The sequence below is a fragment of the Robbsia sp. KACC 23696 genome (assembly GCF_039852015.1).
Lineage (GTDB): Bacteria > Pseudomonadota > Gammaproteobacteria > Burkholderiales > Burkholderiaceae > Robbsia.
Map to the genome: position 1 here is coordinate 2535636 of NZ_CP156626.1, position 24048 is coordinate 2559683.

The following is a 24048-nucleotide window of genomic DNA, read 5'->3' on the forward strand; positions in this document are numbered from 1 at the left end:
AGCCAGGGCGCAAGGCGCGCCCTGGGCCACCGTCAGTATTGCGGCGGCCGTGCGTGCAGTGGCTGACGAATTGCCAGGCGGCGGCGACCGTCGGCGAGCGTCTCATCGATCAGCTCGCCGCCGTGCGCATTTGCCACGCGCTGTGGCAGCGCGAGGGGCAGCATGCCATTGTCCAATTGCGGCGGCGCATTCAGAAACGCCGCATAGGCTTCATACGATGCCTCGTTGGCCGGTGTCCCGGCCCCGATTGACGCAGCGTCGGCGCCCGCATCGGCATCGGACGCGGCGGGAGTGAACATGGCAGCCAGTTCGATCCGATCGCCGTCCTGATTGCCGGTGACGTCAACCGCCGTACCGGCTGCCCGTTGTGCCAAGGCGTAGATAACGATGGTCCACAGTGCTTGCGAGAACCGGGGCGCATCGAGTGTCGCCGTCAGACCATCCAGCGCCAGCGCACGGTGGACCGCGCCCACGTCGGCCGCGCCCACGGTGCGATCGATCGAATCCAGCTCCGTCTGCACGCATTGGAGCAGCGCCACTGGCGCCAGGGCCAGCGTCAGATGCCGCGTCTCCTTTCGCGTACGATCGATGACGTCCTCGATCAGCTTGACCTGCTGCTCGACCCCGGTACGAATGCCGGCGATGGCGCGCGCGATACCCGGGTCCTCGACTGCCAACTTGCGTTCGAGCACATGGGCCCAGCTATGAATCGCATTGAGCGGTCCGCGCAGATCGTGAGACACGAGCGACAACACCCGATCCCGACTGAAAACGGTCGCCTCGGCGCAGACGCGGGCCGCGTGCTCGCGCGCGAGGACCTCGTCCGCAGCAAGCGCTTCCGGAACGGCAGTCGCTGCGCCGGCCCCACCGGACGCGTGGGAAGCATTGGAAAAAAGGGCGTCATTGCCCCGAGGCGGTGTCGACAAGGTAACGCTCCACAACAAGGGATGTGCCGGCGCGGACGATCATCCGTCATCCGCATCGAACGGCTTTGATTCGAACGTAGGCGCGATGCGCCCCTACAGCTGGCCCGACGGGCTATCGATTCATTATATGCGCGCGCGGACGATTCGGTTGACGGGGGAATGACGCCTCGGCGGCATCGGGTAGAATGGCGGACGAAACGAGGCTGAAGGGCTAAGGGCGATCGCCCCCGGAACACCTGTTCGCGGGCGATCCCGGGTCTTTCAGCGCATCGTGAGATCAGCCAGGACTACCAGGAGAAACCCGCATGTCGGACAACAAGACCAAGACCGAATCCGGTCTGCAATACGAAGACCTGATCGTCGGCGAAGGTGCCGAAGCCAAGGCCGGCCAAAACGTCAGCGTGCACTACACCGGCTGGCTGACTGACGGTCAGAAGTTCGATTCGAGCAAAGACCGCAACGCGCCGTTCCAATTCTCGCTGGGCGCCGGCATGGTGATCCGCGGCTGGGACGAAGGCGTGCAAGGCATGAAAGTCGGCGGCACGCGCAAGCTGACGATCCCGGCCGAGCTGGGCTATGGCGCACGCGGCGCGGGCGGCGTGATTCCGCCGAACGCGACGCTGGTGTTCGAAGTGGAACTGCTCGCGGTGTAATGTCGCGTGCGCGGCGGCGGCCGGCGGATCGCCCTGCGCGCCGCCTACCGCATCCCTTCATGCCCTCGGACGGCGACAAGACGCTCCGCGGGCATTTTGCATTGCAGCAGCACTTATTCTGGCGTTGCCTCCAATACGATGTCTCAGACCACGCTGCATGGCCGCATCCTGACACCCTGCGGCTGGATCGACGGGACCATCCAATGGACGGCCCCGGAATCCGACACCCGTACGGCGCCGCGATCGGGCCCTCGCGCGCCTGACGCGCCCGGCACCGTCGTCGCGATCGACGGTGTGCCGGTGTCCGATGCCGACGTCGCTGCCGCCCTCGCGAGCGGCACCTCGCCTCGTTGGATCCTCCCTGGCTTCATCGACCTCCACGTGCATGGTGGGGGGGGCGCGGACGCCATGGAAGGCGCCGCTGCCGTGTCCGTCATCGCGCGCACGCATGCCGCGTACGGCACGACCAGTTTCCTGATCACCACGATGACCGCGCCACGCGCCGAGCTGGATACGGTCTTGCCGGCACTGGCCGCGTGCTGCTTGCCCGGCGCGACCGATGGCGCCACGCCGCTGGGACTGCATCTCGAAGGGCCGTATCTGAACCCGGGGCGGCTTGGCGCGCAGCCCGATGCGGCGGTGACGGCGACGCTCGACGAAGTCCTGCACTACCTCGGCCTCGCGCCCATCCGCGTATTGACGCTAGCGCCGGAAATCCACGATCGCCTCGACATCATCGGCGAGCTGGCGCGGCGCGGCGTCCGGGTCCAGATGGGACACAGCCTAGCCACGTATGAACAGGCGTGTGACGCCTTGCATCACGGCGCGTCCGGTTTTACGCATCTGTTCAATGCGATGACGCCATTGCAGCATCGCGCGCCCGGCGTCGTCGGGGCGGCGCTGGCGCACGCCGACTATGCGGAGTTGATCCCGGATCTGCTGCATGTGCATCCGGGGGCGATGCGAGCCGCTTTCCGCGCGATCCCGCATCTGTACTGCGTGACCGACGGCACCGCCGCCTGCGGCATGCCGGACGGCGACTATAAGCTGGGAAGCCAGCCCGTCAATAAGTGCCTGGGTGCCGTGCGCCTGGCGGACGGCACGCTCGCCGGGAGCGCGCTGACGATGGATCAGGCCTTACGCAACCTCGTCGAGATCGGTTTGCCGCTCGCCGATGCCTCGCGGAGGCTGTCGCAATATCCCGCCGATTATCTCGACGAGACGCAGCGTGGCCGTCTTACGACGGGCGCGCTTGCCGATATCGTCGTGCTCGACGCCGGGCTGCGTGTCCTCGACGTTTTCGTGTCGGGCCGGCACATCGCCCTGCCCGCATAAGGCCAGCCTCGCGCCGCTTAGACGGACACTTGAACTGACGCTTAGGCGGCTGCTTAGACCGCCGCTGCCGCGATATCGGCCGGACTCACGATCGCGCCCACGCTGCGGCCGCGTGAGCGACCCGAGCTCAGGTATTCGGCGATCGAATCCTGCGTCACCTCGCCGTGATACACGCCGTCGGCGTCGATCACCGGCAGCCAGGAAGCGTTGAACTCGTACATCCGCGAGAGCAGGATGCGCAGATGTTCGTCCGGCGTCGCCGTCGTCGTGAAAGGCTGCAGCATCGCTCCGATATCGCCGGTAGCGCGCGACGGATCCGCCACGGCCGCCCGCACGTCGCGACGGCGCACATACCCCAGGCCCTGCTGCTGGCCATCGGTGACCGTCAAGTAGCGTGAGTCGGCGTCGTCCATCATGGCCAGCGCCTGGAGCGCGCTGGTGCCCGGATTCGCCGTCAGCGGTTGCGTCGCCGCATCGCCGGCCTTAACCAGCAGCAGGCGCTTCAACGTGCTGTCCTGGCCCGTGAACTGGCTGACGAAGTCGTCCGCCGGATGCGCCAGCAACGTATCCGGATGATCGAGCTGCACCAGCTTGCCGGCGCGGAACACGGCGACCTTGTCGCCCAGCTTGATCGCCTCGTCGATATCGTGGCTGACCATGATCACGGTCTTCTTCAACTGACGCTGCATCTGGAAGAATTCGTTCTGGATCGTCTCGCGATTGATCGGATCGACGGCGCCGAATGGCTCGTCCATCAGCAGGACTGGCGGATCGGCCGCCAAGGCACGGATCACGCCGATGCGCTGCTGCTGACCGCCCGACAATTCGCGCGGATAACGCGACAGATAGCGGTTCGGATCGAGCGCCACCATCGACATCAATTCGCGCGCCCGTTCACGGCACCGCTTGCGATCCCAGCCCAACAGGCGCGGTACGACGGTGATATTTTCCTCGATCGTCATATTGGGGAACAGACCGATCTGCTGGATCACATAACCGATATGACGGCGCAAGGTGACTTCGTCGACACCGGACGTGTCCTCGCCATTCACCAGCACGCGGCCCGATGTCGGCGTGATCAAGCGGTTGATCATCTTCAGCGTGGTCGTCTTGCCGCAGCCCGACGGGCCGAGGAACACGCAGATCTCCCCTTCCTCGACGCGCATGCTCACGGCATCGACGGCCTTGACCTCGGTGCCGTCCTTTTGTCGGAATGTCTTAGAAAGCTTGTCGAGTTCGATCATGATCGTTGCATCCCCTTGGGCGTCAGTGCCCGTTGCAGTCGCGCCAACAGCAGGTCGGCCACGATGGCGAGCACGCTCACCAAGATAGCGCCCACGGCGACTTTCATCATATTGCTCTGGCTGATTGCGTGCAGGATCAACACGCCCAGCCCCCCGGCGCCGATCACGGCGGCGATCGTCATCACACCGATATTCATCACGACCGCGGTTCGCACGCCACTCAAGATACCCGGCACGGCCAGCGGCAGATCCACATAGCGCAGACGCTGCCAGAAGGTCATGCCGATGCCGGTACCCGCTTCACGGATACCCGCGTCCACATTGTTCAAGGCGAGATAGGTGTTGCGCATGATCGGCAGCAGCGAGTACAGAAACACCGCGACCACGGCAGGCAAGGTACCGATGCCCTGCCCGATCAAGGAAAACACCGGGATCATCAAGCCGAACAGCGCGATCGACGGTAACGTCAACAATACCGTACCGATCGCGAGCATCGACGAGGCAAGCCAACGGTGCCGGCTCATCATCACGCCCACCGGCACGCCGACGATGATCGCCGCGCCCACCGCCAGTCCCACCAACTCGATATGTTGCAGCGAGAGCCGCAACAAGTCAGGCCAATTGGCCTGCAGAAATTGAAATACCGTCATAGCCAGAACCTCGTTCGTCGTTACTGCGGCAGCAGGTGTTTGCTGACCAGAAAGTCATGTGCCACCTTGTCCACCGGCACCTGATCGATGTCGACCTGCTTGTTCAGCGCGGTCATCGTCGGCGTGTCCAACACCGCGGCCAACGCATTCAACTGCTTCTCCAACTGCGGATGCGCTTTCAATACGACGGTGCGCACCACGGGCGTCGCCTGATAGACAGGGAAATAATGCTTGTCGTCCGCCAGCACATGCAGCCCGAAACCGACCACGCGGCCATCCGTCGTGTAGACGACACCCGCTTCCACCTGGCCGTTATGCAAGGCCGTATAGACAAGACCGGGATCCATCTGCTTCAGATCGCGACGCTTGAAGGGAATCCCGTACGCGGCGAGCATCGGCTTCAAACCATCCGAGCGACCGGCGAATTCGGCATCCGAGGCAAACAGGTGTGCCTGCTTCGGCCGCGCGGCCATCCACGCCGCGTAGTCTGAAATCGATTTGATCGAGGGGTCTGCATGCGCCGGCAGCGCGATCGCATAGGTGTTGTTGATGCCCGACTCGTTCAACCAGGCCAGGCCCTGCTTCGCATCGAGCGATTTGACCCGTTGATAGGTCTCCTCCGGCGACAGCTTGTCGTTCACATGGTTGTACAGAATCAACGAGGTGCCTGTGTATTCCCAGACGACATCCAACTCCCCGTTGACCTGGGCCGAGCGCATCAGCGTGCTGCCCAGACCGTTTTTCAAGACCGTCTGATAGCCGAGCGCGGCCAGGTATTGCGACGTCAACGTGGACAGCACCAACTGCTCGGTAAAGTTCTTGCCCCCCACGACGATCCGACCGGAGTTGGCCTGTCCCGTCTGGGCATCGGCGGCCCGTGCCGGCACGCTGCCGAATGTCACGCATGCCGCCAAGACCGTGGCACAAGCCGCGATCGTCCACTGCTTCATCGTTTTAACGTTCATTACCGTCATGCTGTCTCCTTATGCCCCCGCCTGATCCGACAAACCGCGGCTGCGCAACACGGAACGGGCGATGGCGGCGACGATGCCATCCAATGCCAACGCCAGCACGGCGGTTGCCGCGGCGCCCAACAGCAATTGCGGCTGATTATTGAGATAGATACCCGGGAAAATCAGTGTGCCGAGACTGTCCGCGCCGATCAGAAATGCCAGCGGCGCCGTGCCGACATTGACCGCCAGTGCGGTCCGGAATCCCCCGAAAATCATCGGCAAGGCATTCGGCAATTCAACCTGGAACAACGATTGCCGCTTGGTCATGCCGATACCCTTCGCCGCTTCACGCAAGGACATCGGCACGCTACGCAGCCCTTCATACGTGTTGCGCGTGATCGGCAGCACCGACGCCAGCCACAGCGCGACGATGGCCGGGCCATCGCCGATACCGAGCACCGCCAGAGCCAGCACCAGTACCGCCAAGGAAGGAATCGTGTTGCCGATATTGAAAATCTGCATCAGGCGTTCCGCGTAGCGGACCACGCCGGGCCTGCTCAGCAGCACGCCGGACGGGACGCCGGTCACGACCGCCCCCAGCATCGACCAGCCAACCAGTTGCAAATGCGCGCTCAGATCGAAGAGCAGTTCGCCGCGATAGGTCGCAAACGTCGCCGGGCCGATCCACCACGTCAGCAAGGCGACGATGAGCGCGGCAATGACGACGCGTCGCCACACCGCCGCGGACGAGATGGCGCTCTCCCGAGCCTTGCCCGTCCCGGCGTCGCCACGGCCCGATGGGGCCGCCGCGGTAGCCAGGCCAGCCGAACGGTTCTGCGGCTCGCCTTGCCGGTTCTGGCTGGCCCGTGGCGCCGAGGACGTCGGATGGGATTGGCTAGCGATGTGGTTTGTTGTCATGGTGTTTCCCAAAAGGCAAGGCTGGGCCCTTGTCCGGCAACGCATGGACAGCAGGCAGACCAACCGTCGGGTGCAAACGACGCACGCCGACGCCTGTGGACCCGAAAGCGAAATGGCAGGCATCGCGGATATCCGCGATGCACGAACATGACACCGAAGCAGCGTGTTCTTCAGAAACACGCACGCCGGCGCCAACCGAAGCGCGAAGACGAGTTCATCCCGTTTCGCACGACAGCGATAGACGTAATTGGAGGCCAAAAGGCGCTCCGTGCGGACGGTGTCTTTCATGACCGGCATTGCCGGCACAATCGACGGTGTTGTCTTGCAACACCGCTAAAACACAGTTACACGATGTCTCGCACGGAGGACGACGCCCTACGACAAGTGGGCGAAAGACACGAACCGTGCGTGCACTGGATTGATGATCCGACGCCACCCTTCATTGGGTACGGCGTTGGACGAATAGGTCGATGATCACACTGGCGCGCGGCGAATCATCTGATTTATAAGACGAGATTCAGCCAGGAGAAACGGTTGGCGAGATTTTGGACCACAATCTTAATCGGCCAGCCCCTGCTGACCGCTACGCCTTCCGCCCCGCCACACAACGCACCGCCCCTCAAGGCGCGAGACCCAGATCGTCCATGCCATTCGCAGGGACGCCTCGGCCCCTTGCCTGGGGGCTTTGTCGGTCATGATGGAGCCGTCAACGAAGGCTTTGACCCCATTACCGACAGAGGTTTTAAATGTTTGTGAAGCAAAACTATAGCAAATGATGATGCTTTTGTCCACCCACGAGGACGGACGCCGATGTCGCACACGAAAATAGCATGAAATCCAATCTATTATTTAATAAGCATTCCACATCAATTACCAGTCGATTCCATCCATTAGGAATACAGATGAAATATATCGGAAAACACTGCCACCGAAACGGTCGCGAGCGGGGATCAATGGGGATTTTTTAAGGAAGAAAACGGACGCGCGCGGCGCGACTGCGACACGATGCCCTGCCCGGTGCACAGGAAAATGACAACGCCGGCGCGGTGTATACCGTGCCGGCGTAGGATACCGCGGAGGCGACGTGCGCCTGCTATTCGCCAGCTAACTGCAGATGCAATTGCGAGCGGCCATGGCCGTCGTCGCGACGCACCGTCGAGTGACGCGAATCGGGAGCGTCATCGTCGTCGTTCCGATCTTGCTGGGCCGACGGCGCCAGGCGAGCGCGCTCGAGTTCGTCCAGGTATTCGGACGTGATGTCACCGGTGATGTAGCAACCGTCGAAGCACGATGCATCGAAATTGCGCAATGCCGGATTGATATCGGCGACCGCCTGCTTCATATCCTCGACGTCCTGATAGATCAGTCCGTCCGCCCCGATCAACTCGGCCACTTCTTCGTGCGTGCGGCCGTGCGCGACGAGTTCGCCGCGTGTCGGCATATCGATGCCATAGACGTTCGGGAACTTCACCGGCGGCGCGGCCGACGCGAAGATCACCTTGTTCGCGCCGGCATCGCGCGCCATCTGAACGATTTCATGGCTAGTGGTGCCGCGCACGATCGAGTCGTCGACGATCAAGACATTCTTGCCCTTGAACTCGACGCCCATCGCATTCAGCTTCTGACGCACCGACTTCTTCCGCACCGCCTGCCCCGGCATGATGAAGGTCCGGCCGACATAGCGGTTCTTGAAGAAGCCTTCGCGGTATTCCACGCCGAGCTTGTTCGCCACCTGCATCGCAGCCGGCCGGCTCGAGTCCGGAATCGGCATCACGACGTCGATCGACCCCGCCGGCAGCGTCCGCTTGATCTTGTCGGCCAGGTAGTCGCCCATGCGCAGACGAGCGTCGTACACCGGCACGCCATCCAGGACCGAATCCGGACGGGCCAGATACACGTACTCGAAGATGCAGGGATTCAGGCTCGGGTTCTCGGCGCACTGCTGAGAATGCAGTTGACCGTTCAGATCGATGAAGACCGCTTCACCCGGAGCCACGTCGCGCACGAAGGTGAAACCGATGCCTTCCAGCGCCACCGATTCCGATGCCAGCATCCATTCCACGCCTTCCGGGCCATCGTTACGGCCCAGGCACAGCGGACGGATACCGTTCGGATCGCGGAATGCCAGCAGGCCGAAGCCCGCCACCAGGGCGACGATCGCATACGAGCCGCGCACACGGCGGTGCGTGCCGCTGACCGCCGTGAACAGCGCTTCCGGTTCCAGCGTATAGCCGTCGCTCGCCGTCTGCAGTTCGTGCGCGAACACGTTCAGCAGGACTTCGGTATCCGAACTGGTGTTGATGTGGCGACGATCGATCCGATACAGCTCGTCCTTCAGCTGCGTCGTATTCGTCACATTGCCGTTGTGCGCGAGAATGATGCCGTACGGCGCGTTCACGTAGAACGGTTGCGCTTCTTCTTCGCTACTGGCCGAACCGGCCGTGGGATAGCGAACTTGTCCGATTCCGCTCGTGCCCGGCAGGCTACGCATATTCCGCGTACGGAACACGTCGCGCACCATGCCGTTGGCCTTGTGCATGTGAAACGTACGGCCGTTGAGGGTGGCGATACCAGCGGCATCCTGACCACGGTGCTGCAGCAGCAGCAGGCTGTCATAGATAAGCTGGTTGACCGGAGAATTCGACACTACGCCGACGATGCCGCACATGGCAGGAACCATCCATAAAATAAAAACCGACACACCGCTTCCGTCGCGCACGCTGCCGACCGCGCCTTGTGGGCGCCGTCGCGATCAACGACACACCAGCGACCGCCCGATGAAGACAGTGCACGCCGGAATACGGGACACATCCATTCAATTGACACAGTTCGGGATCACACTACGCTCCCGGATTGTCTGGCCAACCGCACGACCGTTCGTACATTGCGATTCGCACCTTCCTTTCTCCGGCACCACCAGGGCCTGAAGTAGATGGGCCCGCAACGCCCAATTTCAACGTTTCAGCAATCCGCTGATCTGAACCGGCAGCAGCGGCGCCACGCTGGCCACCGTCTGCGCCACATAAGGCCGCAGCATCGCCTGACGCCAGAACGCCGTTTTCGGCAGCTCCGTGAACTTTGCTGCCGCAAATAAAATGACGACGATGACCACGCCGCGTGCCAATCCGAACATCAGGCCCAGGCCGCGGTCTACCGCGCGCAGGCCGCCGATGTCGGTCAAGCGTCCAAGCAGCGCGCTCCCCACGGTACTAATCACCAGCACCGCCGCAGCGATCACGATGAAGCCCACCGCCCACTGCGTCAATGCGCCACCCGGCCAATTCGCCGGCACGTAGGCGGCGGCCTTGTCTGCAAAGCGCGCGGCAACGATAAAGGCCACGATCCAGCCCACCAGCGCGAACAGCTCACTGACCAGTCCGCGCCAGGCACCGCGCAAGGCGGAGAGCAGAATCACCGCGATCACGACATAGTCGAAGGCCGTCAGCACCGTACCGGGCTGTGACGGCATCGCATCGACGTCCGATGCCGCCCACGATGTCGCGCTCGTCGACGCATAGTGCGGCGATGCCGCGGAAGACGCCGGCGCCTCCGAGGCCGCGGCCTGTGTCGACGAGGCCGGACGCATCATCCGGCTCGCCCAGTTCTGGGCGGCATCCAGCGACTGCGTGACCACACCCGACATCGCGTGCGTTGCGTCGGTGCCAGCAGCACGCGCGACATTGCCGACGTCGTGCGCCAGATCGTGCGCGTCGTCCGCCGTCCGCGATGCCGCCGCTTGCGTGTCAGGCATCGGTGTCAGCGTCCGCCGCCGGCATCCGCCGTCTGTGCCAATCCGGCGAGCCGGACTTTTTGTACGGCGGCCTGCGCGGTCGTGCGATCGGCGAACGGTCCGGCGCGCAGCTGCGCCCGCACCGCGCCATCGGCGCCCTTATCGGTGTTCACGAAAGCCGGCACGCCGATACGCTTCAGCTTGCGCACCCATTCCTGTGCGCTGGCCGTGCTTTCGAAACTGCCCAATTGCACGACATAGCGTGCGCCGGGCGTGGCCGGCGTCGCCGGCAAGGCCGCGACGCGCGCTGCCAGATCACTGTCTGCAGCCGCGGTCGCCGCGACGCCACCGCTCGCACGCGTTCCGGATTTACTGGCAGAGGAGGTCCCGCCGTCGATCGCGCTGGACGCGCTGTCGAAGACTTCGGCGAAACGTTGCGACGTGGCACCGGCCGCGGACTTGGGCGCGGCGTTCCCGGCGTTCGGCGTGCTCGAGGTCGGCGATTTGGCCGTCGCGGGCGGCACGGCGGGCGCATTGCCCGATGTCGGCGCGCTCCGGGCGGCATCGGTATTCGACGCGGCGGCCGCGACATCCTGATGCACGGCATCGGCGCCGCTATCGATCACCGCATTCGAGCGCGCGGCCGACGACGCGGTGCCCGCGCCCTGCCCTTGGTCCGGAATATCGATGGCGATATCGCCACTAGCCGGCTTCGGCGTCGCATCCAGAACCATCGGCAAGATGATCACGGCCGCCAGCACAAGCGCGATCGCGCCCACCAATCGGCGGCGCGCGCGTTGTTTTTCAGGCAAGGTGGGATCGAGCATCGCTTCCTGACCGACGCCCCGCGCACGGCGCGAGCGGCCGGCAGCGCGTTCGCTATCGCCCGCTCCGATGTCCAGTCCCGGCTCGAGTCGGCGCGACCGGCTATTAGTCGTGGACGCGCGACCGCGCCCGCCACCTTCGGTTCGACCCGACGTCGCCGACGATCCTGAACGCTTGCTGCCGAACGAAAAAATGCCCATAAAACCCGGTTGAATCCTCGATTCCGGCAATGTGCGGCAGCGTCTTTCACAGTCGCCGCCGCGCCTGAGCACGTCAGTGCTGTTGTAGGCGTCGATGCGCCAATACACCCGATACGGTCAGGAAAGACCCGAAGACAATGATTCTATCATTCTCCGTCACCCGGCTTGCGGCATCCTGATAGGCCGATGCCGGGGAGGAGAACGTCCGCACCGAGCGCGCGTCGTCGGGCGTTGCTTTAACGCTACGACCGATGCCCATGCCCTGCGGCTTACCGACCGAAATACCGTGGGCTTCAGTCGGTTCCTCGGCGGACTTCTCCGCCTTGACGGCCGCCGTGCGCTCGCTTGCCGCACCGTGCCCGGTCTTGCCATCCGCATCGCCATCGTCGTCCAGGCCGACCTGCTCGCGCACGATCGCCGCCAGTGCCTCGGCGCTTGCCGCACGCGGGATCGGCAAGTCGGTCAGGCACCAATGATCGACCTGGTCTTTCAATGTCGCGACGATCTTCGCGATGTCCTTGTCTTCCATCGCGCCGAAAACCGCATAGGTGTACGGGAAATAGCCCATGCTGCCCAGATTCTGGGCCAGCACCGCCGCCGCATGCGGATTGTGCGCGACATCCAGGATCACGCTCGGCCGTCCGGGCAGAACCTGAAAGCGCCCGGGCAATTCGACATTGGCCAGCCCCATTCGCACGTCCTGCGCTGTCACCGGCAGGCGATCACGCAACACTTCCAGCGCGCCCAACGCCGCACAGGCGTTCAGCAATTGATTTGCACCGCGCAAGGCCGGATACGCCAGCGCCCGATGGCTCACCGTGCGCCCACGATATGACCACTGCTGCCGATCCCCTTCGATCGTCTGCAGCCGGAAATCGCGGCCGACGAGCCAGAGGTCCGCGCCCAAGGATTCGCCGTAGCGGATCATGCTCTCGGGCGGCAAGGGATCGCCGACGATGGCCGGTCGGCCGGCGCGGAAAATCCCCGCCTTTTCCAGACCGATCGCCTCGCGCGTCGATCCGAGAAACTGCGTGTGATCGATGTCGACGCTGGTGATAACCGCCACGTCCGCATCGATGATATTCGTGCCGTCGAGCCGGCCGCCCAGGCCGACTTCCAGAATCACCGCATCGAGCCCGCGCGAGGCGAATAGATGCAGGATGGCCAGCAAGGTGAATTCGAAATACGTCAGCGATACCGGTTCGCGCATTCCGGCACGCGCCCGTTCCACCGCCTGAAAATGCGGCACCAGCTCGGCGTCGCTGGCCTGTTCGCCATTGATGCGCGCGCGTTCGTTGAACGTCAGCAAATGTGGCGAGGTATGACAGCCGACCCGATAGCCGGCCGCCAGCAGCATGGCCTCCAGCATCGCGCACGTCGAGCCCTTGCCATTCGTTCCGCCGACGGTGATGACCGGACAGGCGAACTGCAGATCCATCGCGTCGCGGACCAGGCCGATACGCCGCAACCCCATATCGATGCCGACCGGGTGCGCCGTTTCCAGCCAACTCAGCCAGGCGTCGAGCGTCGAAAAATCGCCGTGCGCGCCCGGGGGCGCCGTCACGGTCTGGCGATCGGCGTCATCGGACGAGGAAGGAAGCGGCGCTGTAGGATCGGACGTCATCGATGTGGGAAAGGGGGGCGCGCGCGGCCGCCCGAGGGCGACCGCTGGGGTGTCAGACGTATCAGACCGGCGAGGTCAGGACCGGGTCCTGCATCGAGCGACCCAACAAGGCGATCAGACGCGCGATTTCGTCGCGCATCTTGCGGCGGTCGACGATCATGTCGATAGCGCCCTTCTGCAGCAGGAACTCCGAGCGCTGGAAGCCTTCCGGCAGCTTCTCACGCACCGTTTGTTCGATCACGCGCGGACCGGCAAAACCGATCAGCGCCTTCGGTTCGGCGATCACCACGTCGCCGAGGAAGGCGAAGCTCGCGGACACGCCGCCCATCGTCGGATCGGTCAGTACCGAAATAAAGGGCAGCTTCTTTTCCGCCAACTGCGTCAACATCGCGGTCGTCTTGGCCATCTGCATCAACGACAGCAGGCTTTCCTGCATCCGCGCGCCGCCGGAGGCCGTCACGCAGATGAAAGGCGCGTTCTGGTCCAGCGCGTTCTGCGCGCCGCGGGCAAAGCGCTCGCCCACGACCGAACCCATCGAACCGCCCATGAAGGCGAATTCGAATGCGGCGACGACCACCGGTTGCGTATGGATTGCACCGCCCATCACGACCATCGCATCGGTCTCGCCGGTGTCTTCCATCGCATCCTTGATGCGATCCGGATACTTCTTGCTGTCCTTGAACTTCAGCGCATCAATCGGCACCACTTCACTGCCGATCTCATAACGGCCTTCCGCGTCCAACAGCGAATCGATCCGCGCACGGGCGCCGATCCGCATGTGATGGTTGCACTTCGGGCAGACGTACAGGTTCGCGTCCACGTCGTTGCGGTACAGCACCGCCTCGCAGGACGGGCACTTGATCCACAGGCCTTCCGGGATACCCCGGCGTGCGGCACGATTCGATTGTTGAATCTTCGGGGGCAGCAGTTTGTCGAGCCAGCTCATCAGGCGCTCCTCTCAATCTTTCAAGCGTCGATCGCGCGACGGATGTCGGCGATGAAGCGGGTCAGCTCGGCGACGGCGTCGGCCGGCGCGGCCTGCTCCAGCAGCTGGACGATCCGGCTGCCGATCACGACCGCGTCCGAAACGTGCGCAACCGCGCGCGCCGTCTCGGCGTCGCGAATGCCAAAACCGACACCTACCGGCACCGGCACCCGCTCGCGAATGGTCGGCATTCTACCTGCGATCGCGGCGACGTCCAGATTTCCGGCACCCGTGACGCCTTTCAACGACACGTAATAGATATAACCACTGGCGATCTTGCCCACCAATTCGATGCGCTCCGGCGTCGACGTCGGTGCCAGCAGGAAGATCGGATCGAGCCCGACTTCGCGTAGCGTCGCGGCGAATTCGGTGGCTTCCTCCGGGGTGTAATCCACCACCAGCACGCCGTCCACGCCGGCATCGGCCGCCGCGCGCGCGAACGTCGCCACGCCCATCCGTTCGATCGGATTGGCATAGCCCATCAACACCACCGGCGTTTCGGCATCGCGCTCACGAAACGCGCGCACATTATCGAGCACGTCGCGCAGCCGCACGCCCCGCGCCAACGCCCGTTCCGACGCGCGCTGGATCACCGGCCCATCGGCCATCGGGTCCGAGAACGGCACGCCGAGCTCGATCACGTCGGCACCGCCATCGGCCAGCGCATGCATGAATTCGACAGTGCGCGCAGGGTCCGGATCGCCAGCCGTCATGAACGGGATCAACCCCTTGCGGCCGGCCGCGGCCAGCGCCGCGAAACGTTTTTCAATACGAGACATGAATAGGATTCTCTTCGGAAGGGGTGTCCGGCGTCGTGCTCGCCGCGGCGGCGCCACCGTCATCGGTTTCGGTCATCAGGCCGTCGGTCGCGACCGGGTCGCCTTGCGCGGCCAGCACGCTCTGACGCATCGGCGTCAGCAGTGCGTCGCTGCCAGGCGCGAATTGCACCGCGCGCAGGGCATCCAGCCGCGCACGCGCAATATCGCAATATTCGGCATTGATCTCATAGCCGAGGAAATGGCGGCCCTGACGCGCGCAAGCGATCGCCGTGGTGCCGCTGCCCATGAAGGGATCCAGCACCGTGCCCCCCGGCGGGCAACTCGCGAGCACCATCCGCTCGATGATTTCCAGCGGCTTTTGCGTGGGATGCGCGACGCGTTCGGCGTGCTGCCGATGCAATCGGGACACCGACCAAACATCTTTCGGGTTATAGCCCATTTCGAGCCATTTGCTGCCCGCGAACAGCTTGCGGGTCCGCGCTTTCTTGGTGGCGGCATCGTAAGGGATGCGCACCGGGTCCAGGTCGAAGTAATACTGCTTGCCCCGGACGAATAGACCGATATTGTCGTGTACCGAGCTGAATCGTCGCGTCGTACCGCCCATGCTGGGCACCCGTCGGTCCCAGATGATCTCGTTCGCCATCGTCATCCGGCGCTTCAAGAAACTGAAGATCTCCGGCGCGAACTGCCAGCTGCAGAAGATGTACAGCGAGCCGGTGGGCTTCAGCAAGGGGATCGTGCGCTCGAGCCAATGCTCGGTCCATTCCAGGTGCGCATCCGCGTCGAGCTTGTCCGAATCGTTGCCGTAATCCTTGCCCAGACCATAGGGCGGATCAGCGATGACCAGGTCGATCGATTCGGGCGCGATATGGCCGAGCTCCGCGCAGTAATCGAGGTTCTCGATCACGATCGACGGATTCGGCCGCACCGGCGTGGCCAGCGGCACCGACGACGTATCGTCGGACGCCGCCGAGGCGGCGTGACCGCGCAAGGCCGGTGCGGCGCCGGGCGCGTCCATGTCGGACGGCATCAGGAATGGCGATTTGCCCACTACAGGACCAGGCCCCCACGTTCGGCGACGGTATGCATGTCCTTATCGCCCCGGCCCGACAGATTGACCAGCAACAGCTTGTCCTTCGGCAAGGTCGGCGCGATCTTCACCGCATGGGCGATCGCATGGCTCGATTCGAGCGCCGGAATGATGCCCTCGATCCGGCAGCAATCGTGGAAGGCCTGCAGCGCCTCTTCATCGGTGATCGTCACGTATTGCGCGCGACCGAGATCGTTCAACCAGGAATGCTCCGGACCGACGCCCGGATAGTCGAGCCCTGCCGAGACCGAGTGCGTCTCGATGATCTGACCGTCCTCGTCCTGCAGTAGATAGGTCCGGTTGCCGTGCAGCACGCCGGGCGTGCCACCGGTGATCGATGCCGAATGACGGCCTGTGTCCATGCCGTCGCCGGCCGCCTCGACACCGATCAATGCGACGTCGGCGTGATTGATATAGGGGTAGAAAATCCCCATCGCGTTCGAACCGCCGCCAACGCAGGCGATGACGCTGTCCGGCTGCCGTCCGGTCATCTCCGGCATCTGCACCTGGCACTCGTCGCCGATCACGCGCTGGAAGTCACGCACCATCATCGGATAGGGATGCGGGCCGGCCACCGTGCCGATGATGTAGAAGGTGTTTTCGATATTCGACACCCAGTCGCGCATGGCTTCGTTCAGCGCGTCCTTCAGCGTGCGGGAGCCCGACTCCACCGGCACGACCGTCGCGCCGAGCAGCTTCATCCGGTACACATTGGCGGCCTGCCGACGCACGTCTTCCGCGCCCATATAGACCACGCACTCCATGCCGAAACGCGCGGCGATCGTCGCCGTCGCCACGCCGTGCTGCCCGGCGCCAGTCTCGGCGATCACGCGCGGCTTGCCCATCCGGCGCGCCAGCAGCGCCTGACCGATCACATTGTTGATCTTGTGCGCGCCGGTGTGATTCAGGTCCTCGCGCTTGAAAAACAATTGCGCGCCGCCCAGCTCGCGGCTCCAGCGTTGTGCGTGATAGATCGGCGACGGACGACCGACGTAGTGCTTCAGTTCATAGGCGTATTCCGCGAGAAAAGCGGGGTCCTGGCGATATTTGTCGTACTGCTGCACCAGCTCATCGAGGGCGTGAACCAGCGTCTCGGCAACGAAGGTGCCGCCGTATTGGCCGAAATGGCCTTGCGCATCGGGGAAATCGTACATGATGGATCCTGTGTGAAACGCCACGAGCGAGCGTGGTCGAAAAAGGGGATGACACGGTAGCCGTGCAAGCGCCGTCATGGCGCGCACTGCCCCGGATCACCGACGCTTAGCGCGCCCGACCCACCATTCGAAGCGTCCGGAAGCCCGTGTTCGCTGGAGTTTCATCAGGGTTCGACAAGAAAAAAGCATTTATCCCACGGACATCGTCGATGCCGCCGGGATAGCAAAGTCGTATTCTAGCAAATTCGCCGCCGTCGGCCGCCTCCTTGGCGACCGGTATGTATCACGGTGCCGCCAACGCGGCATCGGCCTGACGAACGGCATCGATGAAGGCCTGCATCCGCACGAGGTCTTTCACGCCCTTCGCGCCGCCTTCGCTGGCCGGCCGCTCCGTGCCGCTGGAGACATCCACGGCGAAGGGTCGCACCCGCTGCACGGCCGCCGCCACGTTCCCGGCGTGCAAGCCACCGCCGAGAATGGCGCGCTGCCCCATCGTCGCCGGGATCACCGACCAGTCGAAGACATGACCGCCGCCGCCGAATCCGTCGACGAGGGCATCGAGCACCACGCCCCGCGCGCCAACGGCCGCATAGGCCGACGCGAGCGCGTCGATCGATGCCGACGTCATCGTCGGCGCGATGCGCAATGCGCGAATCCAAGGGCGCCCCGCGGCCTGCGCCAGACGGGCACAGATCTCAGGCGTCTCATCCCCATGGAACTGCAACATCGCGATCCCGGCTTCCTGAACGGCACGGACGACGGTCTGCTCGTCGGCATTGACGAACAGACCGACAGCGGTCACGAAAGGCGGCACGCGTCGGACCAAGTCCGCGGCCCGTGACATGCTGACCGCGCGCGCGGCTTTTTCGTAGAAAACCATGCCGATCGCGTCGACACCCAGCGCGACGGCGGCATCGACATCCTGTTCGCGCGTCATCCCACAAAACTTGATGCGCGTGCGCACGCGCGCCGGGACGATCGGGTCCGCGAGCCGTTGCGCGGGCGTTGCGTCGGTGTTCAATCCTGCCATTGCCATCCTCCTGGCCGCGCGACCACATTCGGAGGCGGCATATCGAACTCCGCGGGATAACCGACGCGCGTCAGATACAAGCCGTCCGGCATGAAGGTCGGCGCCGCCAACTTTCGGTCGCGTGCGATCAACAGCGAATCGATCCATTCGGGCGGATACCGTCCGCGCCCGACCGCGATCAGGCTGCCCACCAGATTCCGCACCATATGATGCAGGAAGGCCGATGCGGTAAAGCGGAAGTGGATGAAGGCGCCGTTTTGCACGACATCGACCTGCTTCATCATCTTGATTGGCGATTTCGCCTGACATTCCGAGGAACGGAACGACGAGAAGTCATGCTGGCCCAACAGCCGCGCCGCCGCATCCTGCATCGCGGCGATATCGAGCGGCGTATGCACCCACCCGACGCGGGCCGCCAGCAAGGTCGGCTTCACCGCATGCTGCAGAATCACATAGTCGTAACTGCGCTCGAACGCGGAGAATCGCGCGTTGAACGTGTCCGGCACCGGCTTCGCCCATTGAATGGCGACACCGGGCGGCAGATGGGCATTGACGCCGCGCACCCAGGAAAAATCACTGCGTTTGGCGGCGGAATCGAAGTGGATCACCTGATTCAATGCATGGACGCCGGTGTCGGTACGTCCCGCCGTAGTGACCTTGATGGCTTCCTGGGCAAACACCGATAACGCAGCTTCCACCGCGCCCTGCACCGTTGCCCGGTTCGGCTGACACTGCCAGCCGTGAAACCGCGAGCCGTCATATTCGACGCCCGCGGCAATGCGGATCGTCGGCGCGGTTGTAGTGGCCGCTATCGTCTCGGGCGTTATTGTGTCGGCCGCGTTCGGTTCAGGCGCGGTCGGTTCGAGAGCGCCGGTCTGCGAGGCGCGGGTCTCTGGCGCGGTCATCGTGGACGATCCGGATGATCGGCGGGCAGCGCGTCGACGGCGTGCGTCGGCGCGATCGGCCGTGTTTGCTCGGGCGTGGGCGTCTCGGGCAACTCGCCGAGATTCAGGTCCAATGCCAAGATATCGGCCGGCAGGCCGAGCGGCAGCGCGGCCCGTTTTGCAGGCGCTGGCGTCGACGCCAGCGTCGCATCGGCGGGCACGCGTTCGTCGTCGGACGCCGCGCCCTGCGCTTCCTTCGCGTCCGTCCGACTGACCGCCGGCACCGTGGCGGGCAGTGCCGCTGCGTTGTCAGGCAATGCCGGCGCGCCATCAGACACCGATGCGGCGGCGAGATTCGGCGTGTTCATCGCGCCGGCCTGCGCCGCGTCCTCGCGGCGCGGCGCACCGGACAAGCCTTCAGGCGTGTGCCGGTGTAGCGCAGCCGCCGTCATCAGCCGTTCGCTGACCAGGCGCTTGCGCGCCAGCTCCGCGGCCGACTCCTGCGAGCCGTCCGACTTCGTCCGGCCCGAACGCCCTTTCCACCAATTGAAGCGAACCAGATCAGGCCTCCAGCAGGATACGCAACATCCGGCGCAGCGGCTCGGCAGCGCCCCACAGCAACTGGTCGCCCACCGTAAAAGCCGACAGGTAGTCTTCACCCATCGACATCTTCTTCAAACGGCCCACCGGCACGCCGAGCGTCCCGGTCACGACGGCCGGCGACAGATCGCGCATCGACGCTTCACGCGTATTCGGAACCACGCGCACCCAGTCGTTCGCCTGCGCCATCAAGCCTTCGATATCGGCCAACGGCACGTCCTTTTTCAGCTTGATCGTCAATGCTTGCGAGTGACAGCGCATCGCGCCGATTCGCACGCACAGACCATCGACCGGGATGGATCCCGGCTGACCGGCGATCTTGCCCAGAATCTTATTGGTCTCTGCCGGCCCCTTCCATTCTTCCTTCGACTGACCGTTACCCAGGTCCTTGTCGATCCACGGAATCAAGGAGCCTGCCAGCGGCACGCCGAACTGTGCGATCGGCATCGCCGCGCCATTCATCGTCTCGGACACTTTACGGTCGATGTCGAGAATCGCGGACGCCGGATCGGCCAGCTCCGGCGCCACCGCGTGTTGCAGCGTTCCCATCTGCGACAGCAGCTCGCGCATATTCTGCGCGCCCGCGCCCGATGCGGCCTGGTAGGTCATCGCGCTGATCCATTCCACCAGATCGTGCTGGAACAGACCGCCGAGCGCCATCATCATCAGGCTGACCGTGCAATTGCCGCCGATGTAATCGCGGATGCCGTCGCGCAGCCCTTGATCGATGACCGAGCGATTGACCGGGTCCAGGATAATGATCGCGTCTTCCTTCATCCGCAACGTCGACGCGGCATCGATCCAATAGCCCGTCCAGCCCGCTGCACGCAGCTTCGGATAGACCTCGGTCGTGTAGTCGCCGCCCTGAGCGGTGATGATGATGTCGCACCGCTTCAGGTCGTCGATCGACGTCGCGTCTTTCAGGCGTGTCTCGTTTTTGGCGAACGTCGGCGCAGCGCCGCCCGCATTGCTGGTGCTGAAAAACACCGGTTCGATCAGCGCGAAGTCGCCTTCCGACTGCATCCGCTGCATCAGAACCGACCCCACCATACCCCGCCAGCCTACGAGACCTACCGTCTTCATCGCGTCACCCACTCGTCTCAGTATCGCCGCACGCCCTATGCGCGCAGCGCCTTCACCACCGCGTCACCCATCTGCGCGGTACCCACCTTCTCCGACCCGGCTTCCCAGATATCGGTTGTGCGCAGACCATCGCGCAACACTTGCTTCACGGCTGCTTCGATCCGGTCCGCCTGCTCGGCACGGCCCAGCGTATAGCGCAGCATCATGGCCGCCGACAGGATCGTCGCCAGCGGATTTGCCACGCCCTTGCCGGCGATATCCGGCGCCGAACCGTGCGAAGGCTCGTACAGACCCTTGTTCGCCTTGTCCAGCGAAGCCGACGGCAGCATGCCGATCGAGCCCGTCAGCATCGACGCCTGATCCGACAGGATGTCGCCGAACATATTGCCGGTCACCACCACGTCGAATGCCTTCGGCGCACGCACCAATTGCATCGCGGCGTTGTCGACATACATATGCGAGAGCGCGACATCGGCGTATTGCTTCGATATCTCGGTCATCACATCGCGCCACAGCTGCGACGTCTCGAGCACATTCGACTTGTCGACGCTGCACAGCTTCTTGCCACGCTTGGACGCGGCCTGGAATGCCACGTGCGCGATTCGCTCGATTTCCGGCACGCTGTAGCGCATCGTGTCGAAGCCTTCCTGCGCACCGGGGAACAAACCGTCCGTCGCTTCGCGGCGGCCACGCGGCTGCCCGAAGTAGATATCGCCATTCAGCTCGCGGATGATCAGGATATCCAGACCCGACACCACTTCCGGCTTCAGCGTCGATGCACCCGCCAACTCCGGATACAGGATCGCCGGACGGAAATTCGCGAACAGTTGCAGTTCCTTGCGCAGCCCCAGAATGGCTTGCTCCGGACGCAGCGGACGGTCGAGCGTGTCGTACTTCCAATCGCCCACCGCGCCGAACAGGATCGCGTCGGCGGCCTTCGCCAGCGCCAGCGTCGCCTCGGGCAGCGGATGCCCGCTGGCCTCATAACCGGCGCCGCCCACTGGTGCCGTTTCCAATTCGAAACGCTCGTCCAACGCGTTCAGGACCTTGGTCGCTTCCGCGACGATTTCCGGCCCAATGCCATCACCGGGCAATACCGCAATCTTCATATCTGTCTCTCTTCGAAAGGGTCCGCGCGCGGCACGGGCCGGCCGGGAAGCTCCTCACCGGGTCCGCGACATCCGTGCCGCGCGCACCACGCGCACCTTACAGGACGCGCTTGCCCAACCAGGGCTGGCGCAACAGGCGCTCCGCCTCGAACTTCCGAATCGTGTCGGCGTGTTGCAGCGTCAGTCCGATATCGTCGAAGCCGTTCAGCATGCAATAGCGGCGGAACGACGAAATCTCGAACGGATAGCTGACGCTGCCGTCTTCGGTCCGCACGACCTGCGCTTCCAGGTCGATCACCAGCTTGAAACCGACGAACGCCAGCGTGTCCTGAAATAGCCGATCCACTTGCTGTTCCGTCAAGACGATCGGCAGCAGACCGTTCTTAAACGAATTGTTGAAGAAGATATCGGCAAAACTCGGCGCGATCACCGCCCGAAAACCGAACTGCGTCAGTGCCCAGGGCGCGTGTTCGCGCGAGCTGCCGCACCCGAAGTTTTCACGCGCCAATAGCACCGTGGCGCCCGTGTACCGCGCCTGGTTCAGCGAGAAATCCGGATTCAAGGGCCGCGTTGAACAATCCTGACCCGGCTCGCCATGATCCAGATAACGCCACTCGTCGAATAGGTTCTGGCCGAAGCCGGTGCGCTTGATCGACTTCAAGAATTGCTTCGGGATGATCGCGTCGGTATCGACGTTCGCGCGATCCATCGGTGCGACCAAACCGTGATGGACGGTAAATTTTTCCATGAGTATTCGCTCCCGCTGATCCTTTAGGCCATCTTCCGAATGTCGACGAAGTGACCTTCGATCGCCGCTGCCGCCGCCATGGCCGGGCTCAACAAATGCGTCCGACCGCCCGCGCCTTGCCGGCCTTCGAAGTTACGGTTCGACGTCGATGCGCAGCGCTCACCCGGCTCCAGACGGTCCGCGTTCATCGCCAGACACATCGAGCACCCCGGCTCACGCCATTCGAAGCCCGCGTCGACGAACACGCGGTCCAGACCTTCCTGCTCGGCCTGCGCCTTCACCAGGCCCGAACCCGGCACGACCATCGCCTGCCGCACATTGGCCGCGACCTTCCGGTTCAAACGCTTCACGACATACGCCGCCGCCCGCAGATCCTCGATCCGCGCGTTCGTGCACGAGCCGATGAAAACGCGGTCGATATTGACCGACTCCATCGGCGTGTTCGGCGTCAGGCCCATATACTTCAGCGCGCGCTCGACCGCATCGCGCTTGACCGGATCCTTGATTTGATCCGGATCCGGCACGCGGCCGTCGATCGGCAACACCATTTCCGGCGACGTGCCCCACGTGACCTGCGGCACGATGTCGGCGGACGACAATTCGACGACACGATCGAACTTGGCGCCGGCATCGGACACCAGCGTGCGCCAGTAGCGCTCGGCCGACGGGAATTCCACGTCGGACGGTGCGAATGGACGGCCACGCACGTAGTCGATCGTCGTGTCGTCGACGGCCACCATGCCGGCGCGAGCGCCAGCTTCGATCGCCATATTGCAGACGGTCATCCGGCCTTCCATCGACAGCGCGCGAATCGTCGAGCCGCCGAATTCGATCGCATAGCCGGTGCCGCCCGCCGTGCCGATCTTGCCGATGATCGCGAGCACGACATCCTTCGCGCTGCAACCCCGCGGCAACGGCCCGTCGACCTTGACCAGCATGTTCTTGCTCTTCTTCTGCAGCAAGGTCTGCGTGGCCAGCACGTGCTCGACTTCCGACGTGCCGATGCCGAAGGCCAGCGCGCCGAACGCGCCATGCGTCGACGTGTGCGAGTCACCGCAGACGACCGTCATTCCGGGCAGCGTGGCGCCCTGTTCCGGCCCGATGATGTGCACGATGCCCTGACGGAGATCGTTCATCTTGAATTGCGTGATACCGCTTGCATCGCAATTCGCATCGAGCGTGTCGATCTGCAGTTTCGAGATCGGGTCGGCGATGCCGTTCTTACGGCCCAGCGTCGGGACATTGTGGTCCGACGTTGCCAGATTGGCGCTCAGACGCCATACCGGCCGATTGGCTAGCTTTAGACCCTCGAACGCTTGCGGACTGGTCACTTCGTGCAAAAGTTGACGGTCGATATACAACGTCGCCGTCCCGTCCTCTTCCGTGCGGACCACATGCGCGTCCCACAGCTTGTCGTACAGGGTCTGAGCCATCTCGCTTCTATCTCGAAACTGCCGGCCGAAGCCGGCGCGGACACCCCGGCGACCGATCGATGCGGGAAAAATCGCACCGTTGGCCGATGCCGGGC

The 24048-nt window shown here is 63.9% G+C and carries 21 protein-coding genes and 1 pseudogene; 2 read left to right on the forward strand and 20 right to left on the reverse strand.

What is annotated here, in order from left to right; translation table 11 throughout:
* Positions 1-32: 32 nt before the first annotated feature.
* The gene (locus tag ABEG21_RS10545) at positions 33-926 is read right to left on the reverse strand and encodes a histidine kinase dimerization/phospho-acceptor domain-containing protein (protein WP_347554576.1); all 894 of its coding nucleotides are present in this window, start codon (positions 924-926) and stop codon (positions 33-35) included.
* A 305-nt stretch (positions 927-1231) separates the two neighbouring features.
* On the opposite strand from ABEG21_RS10545, the gene ABEG21_RS10550 reads away from it, so the two are divergent.
* Both ABEG21_RS10550 and nagA read left to right on the forward strand, forming a co-directional pair.
* Positions 1232-1579, forward strand: a complete 348-nt coding sequence (locus ABEG21_RS10550) for an FKBP-type peptidyl-prolyl cis-trans isomerase (RefSeq protein WP_347554577.1) — start codon at positions 1232-1234, stop codon at positions 1577-1579.
* 138 nt (positions 1580-1717) lie between these two features.
* On the forward strand, positions 1718-2914 hold the full coding sequence (gene nagA / locus ABEG21_RS10555) for an N-acetylglucosamine-6-phosphate deacetylase (RefSeq protein WP_347554578.1): 1197 nt from the start codon (positions 1718-1720) through the stop codon (positions 2912-2914).
* 53 nt (positions 2915-2967) lie between these two features.
* Here nagA and ABEG21_RS10560 read toward each other — a convergent pair whose 3' ends face one another.
* The 19 genes and pseudogenes from ABEG21_RS10560 to leuC form a co-directional block, all read right to left on the reverse strand.
* Entirely contained in the window at positions 2968-4158 is a 1191-nt protein-coding gene (locus ABEG21_RS10560; protein ID WP_347554579.1) for an ABC transporter ATP-binding protein, read from the reverse strand.
* Entirely contained in the window at positions 4155-4808 is a 654-nt protein-coding gene (locus ABEG21_RS10565; protein WP_347554580.1) for an ABC transporter permease, read from the reverse strand. The genes ABEG21_RS10560 and ABEG21_RS10565 overlap by 4 nt, the downstream gene beginning before the upstream one ends.
* Positions 4809-4828: 20 nt before the next feature.
* Entirely contained in the window at positions 4829-5782 is a 954-nt protein-coding gene (locus ABEG21_RS10570; RefSeq protein ID WP_347554581.1) for a glycine betaine ABC transporter substrate-binding protein, read from the reverse strand.
* 9 nt (positions 5783-5791) lie between these two features.
* Positions 5792-6679, reverse strand: coding sequence for an ABC transporter permease (locus ABEG21_RS10575; RefSeq protein ID WP_347554582.1), 888 nt, complete (start codon positions 6677-6679; stop codon positions 5792-5794).
* A gap of 1093 nt (positions 6680-7772) precedes the next feature.
* On the reverse strand, positions 7773-9347 hold the full coding sequence (gene purF / locus ABEG21_RS10580; protein ID WP_347554583.1) for an amidophosphoribosyltransferase: 1575 nt from the start codon (positions 9345-9347) through the stop codon (positions 7773-7775).
* A gap of 285 nt (positions 9348-9632) precedes the next feature.
* Positions 9633-10127, reverse strand: coding sequence for a CvpA family protein (locus ABEG21_RS10585; protein WP_347556730.1), 495 nt, complete (start codon positions 10125-10127; stop codon positions 9633-9635).
* Positions 10128-10435: 308 nt separating this feature from the next.
* The gene (locus tag ABEG21_RS10590; protein WP_347554584.1) at positions 10436-11434 is read right to left on the reverse strand and encodes an SPOR domain-containing protein; all 999 of its coding nucleotides are present in this window, start codon (positions 11432-11434) and stop codon (positions 10436-10438) included.
* 73 nt (positions 11435-11507) lie between these two features.
* Positions 11508-13058: a bifunctional tetrahydrofolate synthase/dihydrofolate synthase gene (folC, locus tag ABEG21_RS10595; RefSeq protein WP_347554585.1), complete on the reverse strand. Its 1551-nt coding sequence runs from the start codon at positions 13056-13058 to the stop codon at positions 11508-11510.
* Between the two features lie 61 nt (positions 13059-13119).
* Positions 13120-14004, reverse strand: a complete 885-nt coding sequence (gene accD, locus ABEG21_RS10600) for an acetyl-CoA carboxylase, carboxyltransferase subunit beta (protein ID WP_347554586.1) — start codon at positions 14002-14004, stop codon at positions 13120-13122.
* A gap of 20 nt (positions 14005-14024) precedes the next feature.
* Entirely contained in the window at positions 14025-14822 is a 798-nt protein-coding gene (gene trpA / locus ABEG21_RS10605; RefSeq protein ID WP_347554587.1) for a tryptophan synthase subunit alpha, read from the reverse strand.
* A 157-nt stretch (positions 14823-14979) separates the two neighbouring features.
* Positions 14980-15852 (reverse strand): annotated as a pseudogene (locus ABEG21_RS10610) (site-specific DNA-methyltransferase); the annotation flags it as partial.
* A 20-nt stretch (positions 15853-15872) separates the two neighbouring features.
* On the reverse strand, positions 15873-17066 hold the full coding sequence (gene trpB / locus ABEG21_RS10615; RefSeq protein WP_347554588.1) for a tryptophan synthase subunit beta: 1194 nt from the start codon (positions 17064-17066) through the stop codon (positions 15873-15875).
* Between the two features lie 283 nt (positions 17067-17349).
* Complete coding sequence (locus tag ABEG21_RS10620) at positions 17350-18096, reverse strand: phosphoribosylanthranilate isomerase (protein ID WP_347554589.1); 747 nt, start codon at positions 18094-18096, stop codon at positions 17350-17352.
* Positions 18084-18881, reverse strand: coding sequence for a tRNA pseudouridine(38-40) synthase TruA (gene truA, locus ABEG21_RS10625; RefSeq protein WP_347556731.1), 798 nt, complete (start codon positions 18879-18881; stop codon positions 18084-18086). The genes ABEG21_RS10620 and truA overlap by 13 nt, the downstream gene beginning before the upstream one ends.
* 116 nt (positions 18882-18997) lie before the next feature.
* Positions 18998-19432, reverse strand: a complete 435-nt coding sequence (locus ABEG21_RS10630; RefSeq protein ID WP_347554590.1) for a hypothetical protein — start codon at positions 19430-19432, stop codon at positions 18998-19000.
* A 109-nt stretch (positions 19433-19541) separates the two neighbouring features.
* The gene (gene asd, locus ABEG21_RS10635; RefSeq protein WP_347554591.1) at positions 19542-20663 is read right to left on the reverse strand and encodes an aspartate-semialdehyde dehydrogenase; all 1122 of its coding nucleotides are present in this window, start codon (positions 20661-20663) and stop codon (positions 19542-19544) included.
* Between the two features lie 35 nt (positions 20664-20698).
* Complete coding sequence (gene leuB, locus ABEG21_RS10640) at positions 20699-21772, reverse strand: 3-isopropylmalate dehydrogenase (RefSeq protein WP_347554592.1); 1074 nt, start codon at positions 21770-21772, stop codon at positions 20699-20701.
* A 97-nt stretch (positions 21773-21869) separates the two neighbouring features.
* Positions 21870-22520, reverse strand: coding sequence for a 3-isopropylmalate dehydratase small subunit (gene leuD, locus ABEG21_RS10645; protein WP_347554593.1), 651 nt, complete (start codon positions 22518-22520; stop codon positions 21870-21872).
* A gap of 23 nt (positions 22521-22543) precedes the next feature.
* Entirely contained in the window at positions 22544-23953 is a 1410-nt protein-coding gene (gene leuC, locus ABEG21_RS10650; protein WP_347554594.1) for a 3-isopropylmalate dehydratase large subunit, read from the reverse strand.
* Positions 23954-24048: the final 95 nt, after the last annotated feature.

Coding starts and splice junctions, on each gene's coding strand:
- leuB (WP_347554592.1), bottom strand. CDS start 21,772: ATGAAGATTGCGGTATTGCCCGGTGATGGCATTGGGCCGGAAATCGTC.
- ABEG21_RS10570 (WP_347554581.1), bottom strand. CDS start 5,782: ATGACGGTAATGAACGTTAAAACGATGAAGCAGTGGACGATCGCGGCT.
- nagA (WP_347554578.1), top strand. CDS start 1,718: ATGTCTCAGACCACGCTGCATGGCCGCATCCTGACACCCTGCGGCTGG.
- accD (WP_347554586.1), bottom strand. CDS start 14,004: ATGAGCTGGCTCGACAAACTGCTGCCCCCGAAGATTCAACAATCGAAT.
- ABEG21_RS10620 (WP_347554589.1), bottom strand. CDS start 18,096: ATGGCAGGATTGAACACCGACGCAACGCCCGCGCAACGGCTCGCGGAC.
- trpA (WP_347554587.1), bottom strand. CDS start 14,822: ATGTCTCGTATTGAAAAACGTTTCGCGGCGCTGGCCGCGGCCGGCCGC.
- leuD (WP_347554593.1), bottom strand. CDS start 22,520: ATGGAAAAATTTACCGTCCATCACGGTTTGGTCGCACCGATGGATCGC.
- ABEG21_RS10565 (WP_347554580.1), bottom strand. CDS start 4,808: ATGACGGTATTTCAATTTCTGCAGGCCAATTGGCCTGACTTGTTGCGG.
- folC (WP_347554585.1), bottom strand. CDS start 13,058: ATGACGTCCGATCCTACAGCGCCGCTTCCTTCCTCGTCCGATGACGCC.
- ABEG21_RS10590 (WP_347554584.1), bottom strand. CDS start 11,434: ATGGGCATTTTTTCGTTCGGCAGCAAGCGTTCAGGATCGTCGGCGACG.
- ABEG21_RS10630 (WP_347554590.1), bottom strand. CDS start 19,432: ATGACGGCGGCTGCGCTACACCGGCACACGCCTGAAGGCTTGTCCGGT.
- leuC (WP_347554594.1), bottom strand. CDS start 23,953: ATGGCTCAGACCCTGTACGACAAGCTGTGGGACGCGCATGTGGTCCGC.
- purF (WP_347554583.1), bottom strand. CDS start 9,347: ATGTGCGGCATCGTCGGCGTAGTGTCGAATTCTCCGGTCAACCAGCTT.
- asd (WP_347554591.1), bottom strand. CDS start 20,663: ATGAAGACGGTAGGTCTCGTAGGCTGGCGGGGTATGGTGGGGTCGGTT.
- ABEG21_RS10560 (WP_347554579.1), bottom strand. CDS start 4,158: ATGATCGAACTCGACAAGCTTTCTAAGACATTCCGACAAAAGGACGGC.
- trpB (WP_347554588.1), bottom strand. CDS start 17,066: ATGTACGATTTCCCCGATGCGCAAGGCCATTTCGGCCAATACGGCGGC.
- ABEG21_RS10575 (WP_347554582.1), bottom strand. CDS start 6,679: ATGACAACAAACCACATCGCTAGCCAATCCCATCCGACGTCCTCGGCG.
- ABEG21_RS10550 (WP_347554577.1), top strand. CDS start 1,232: ATGTCGGACAACAAGACCAAGACCGAATCCGGTCTGCAATACGAAGAC.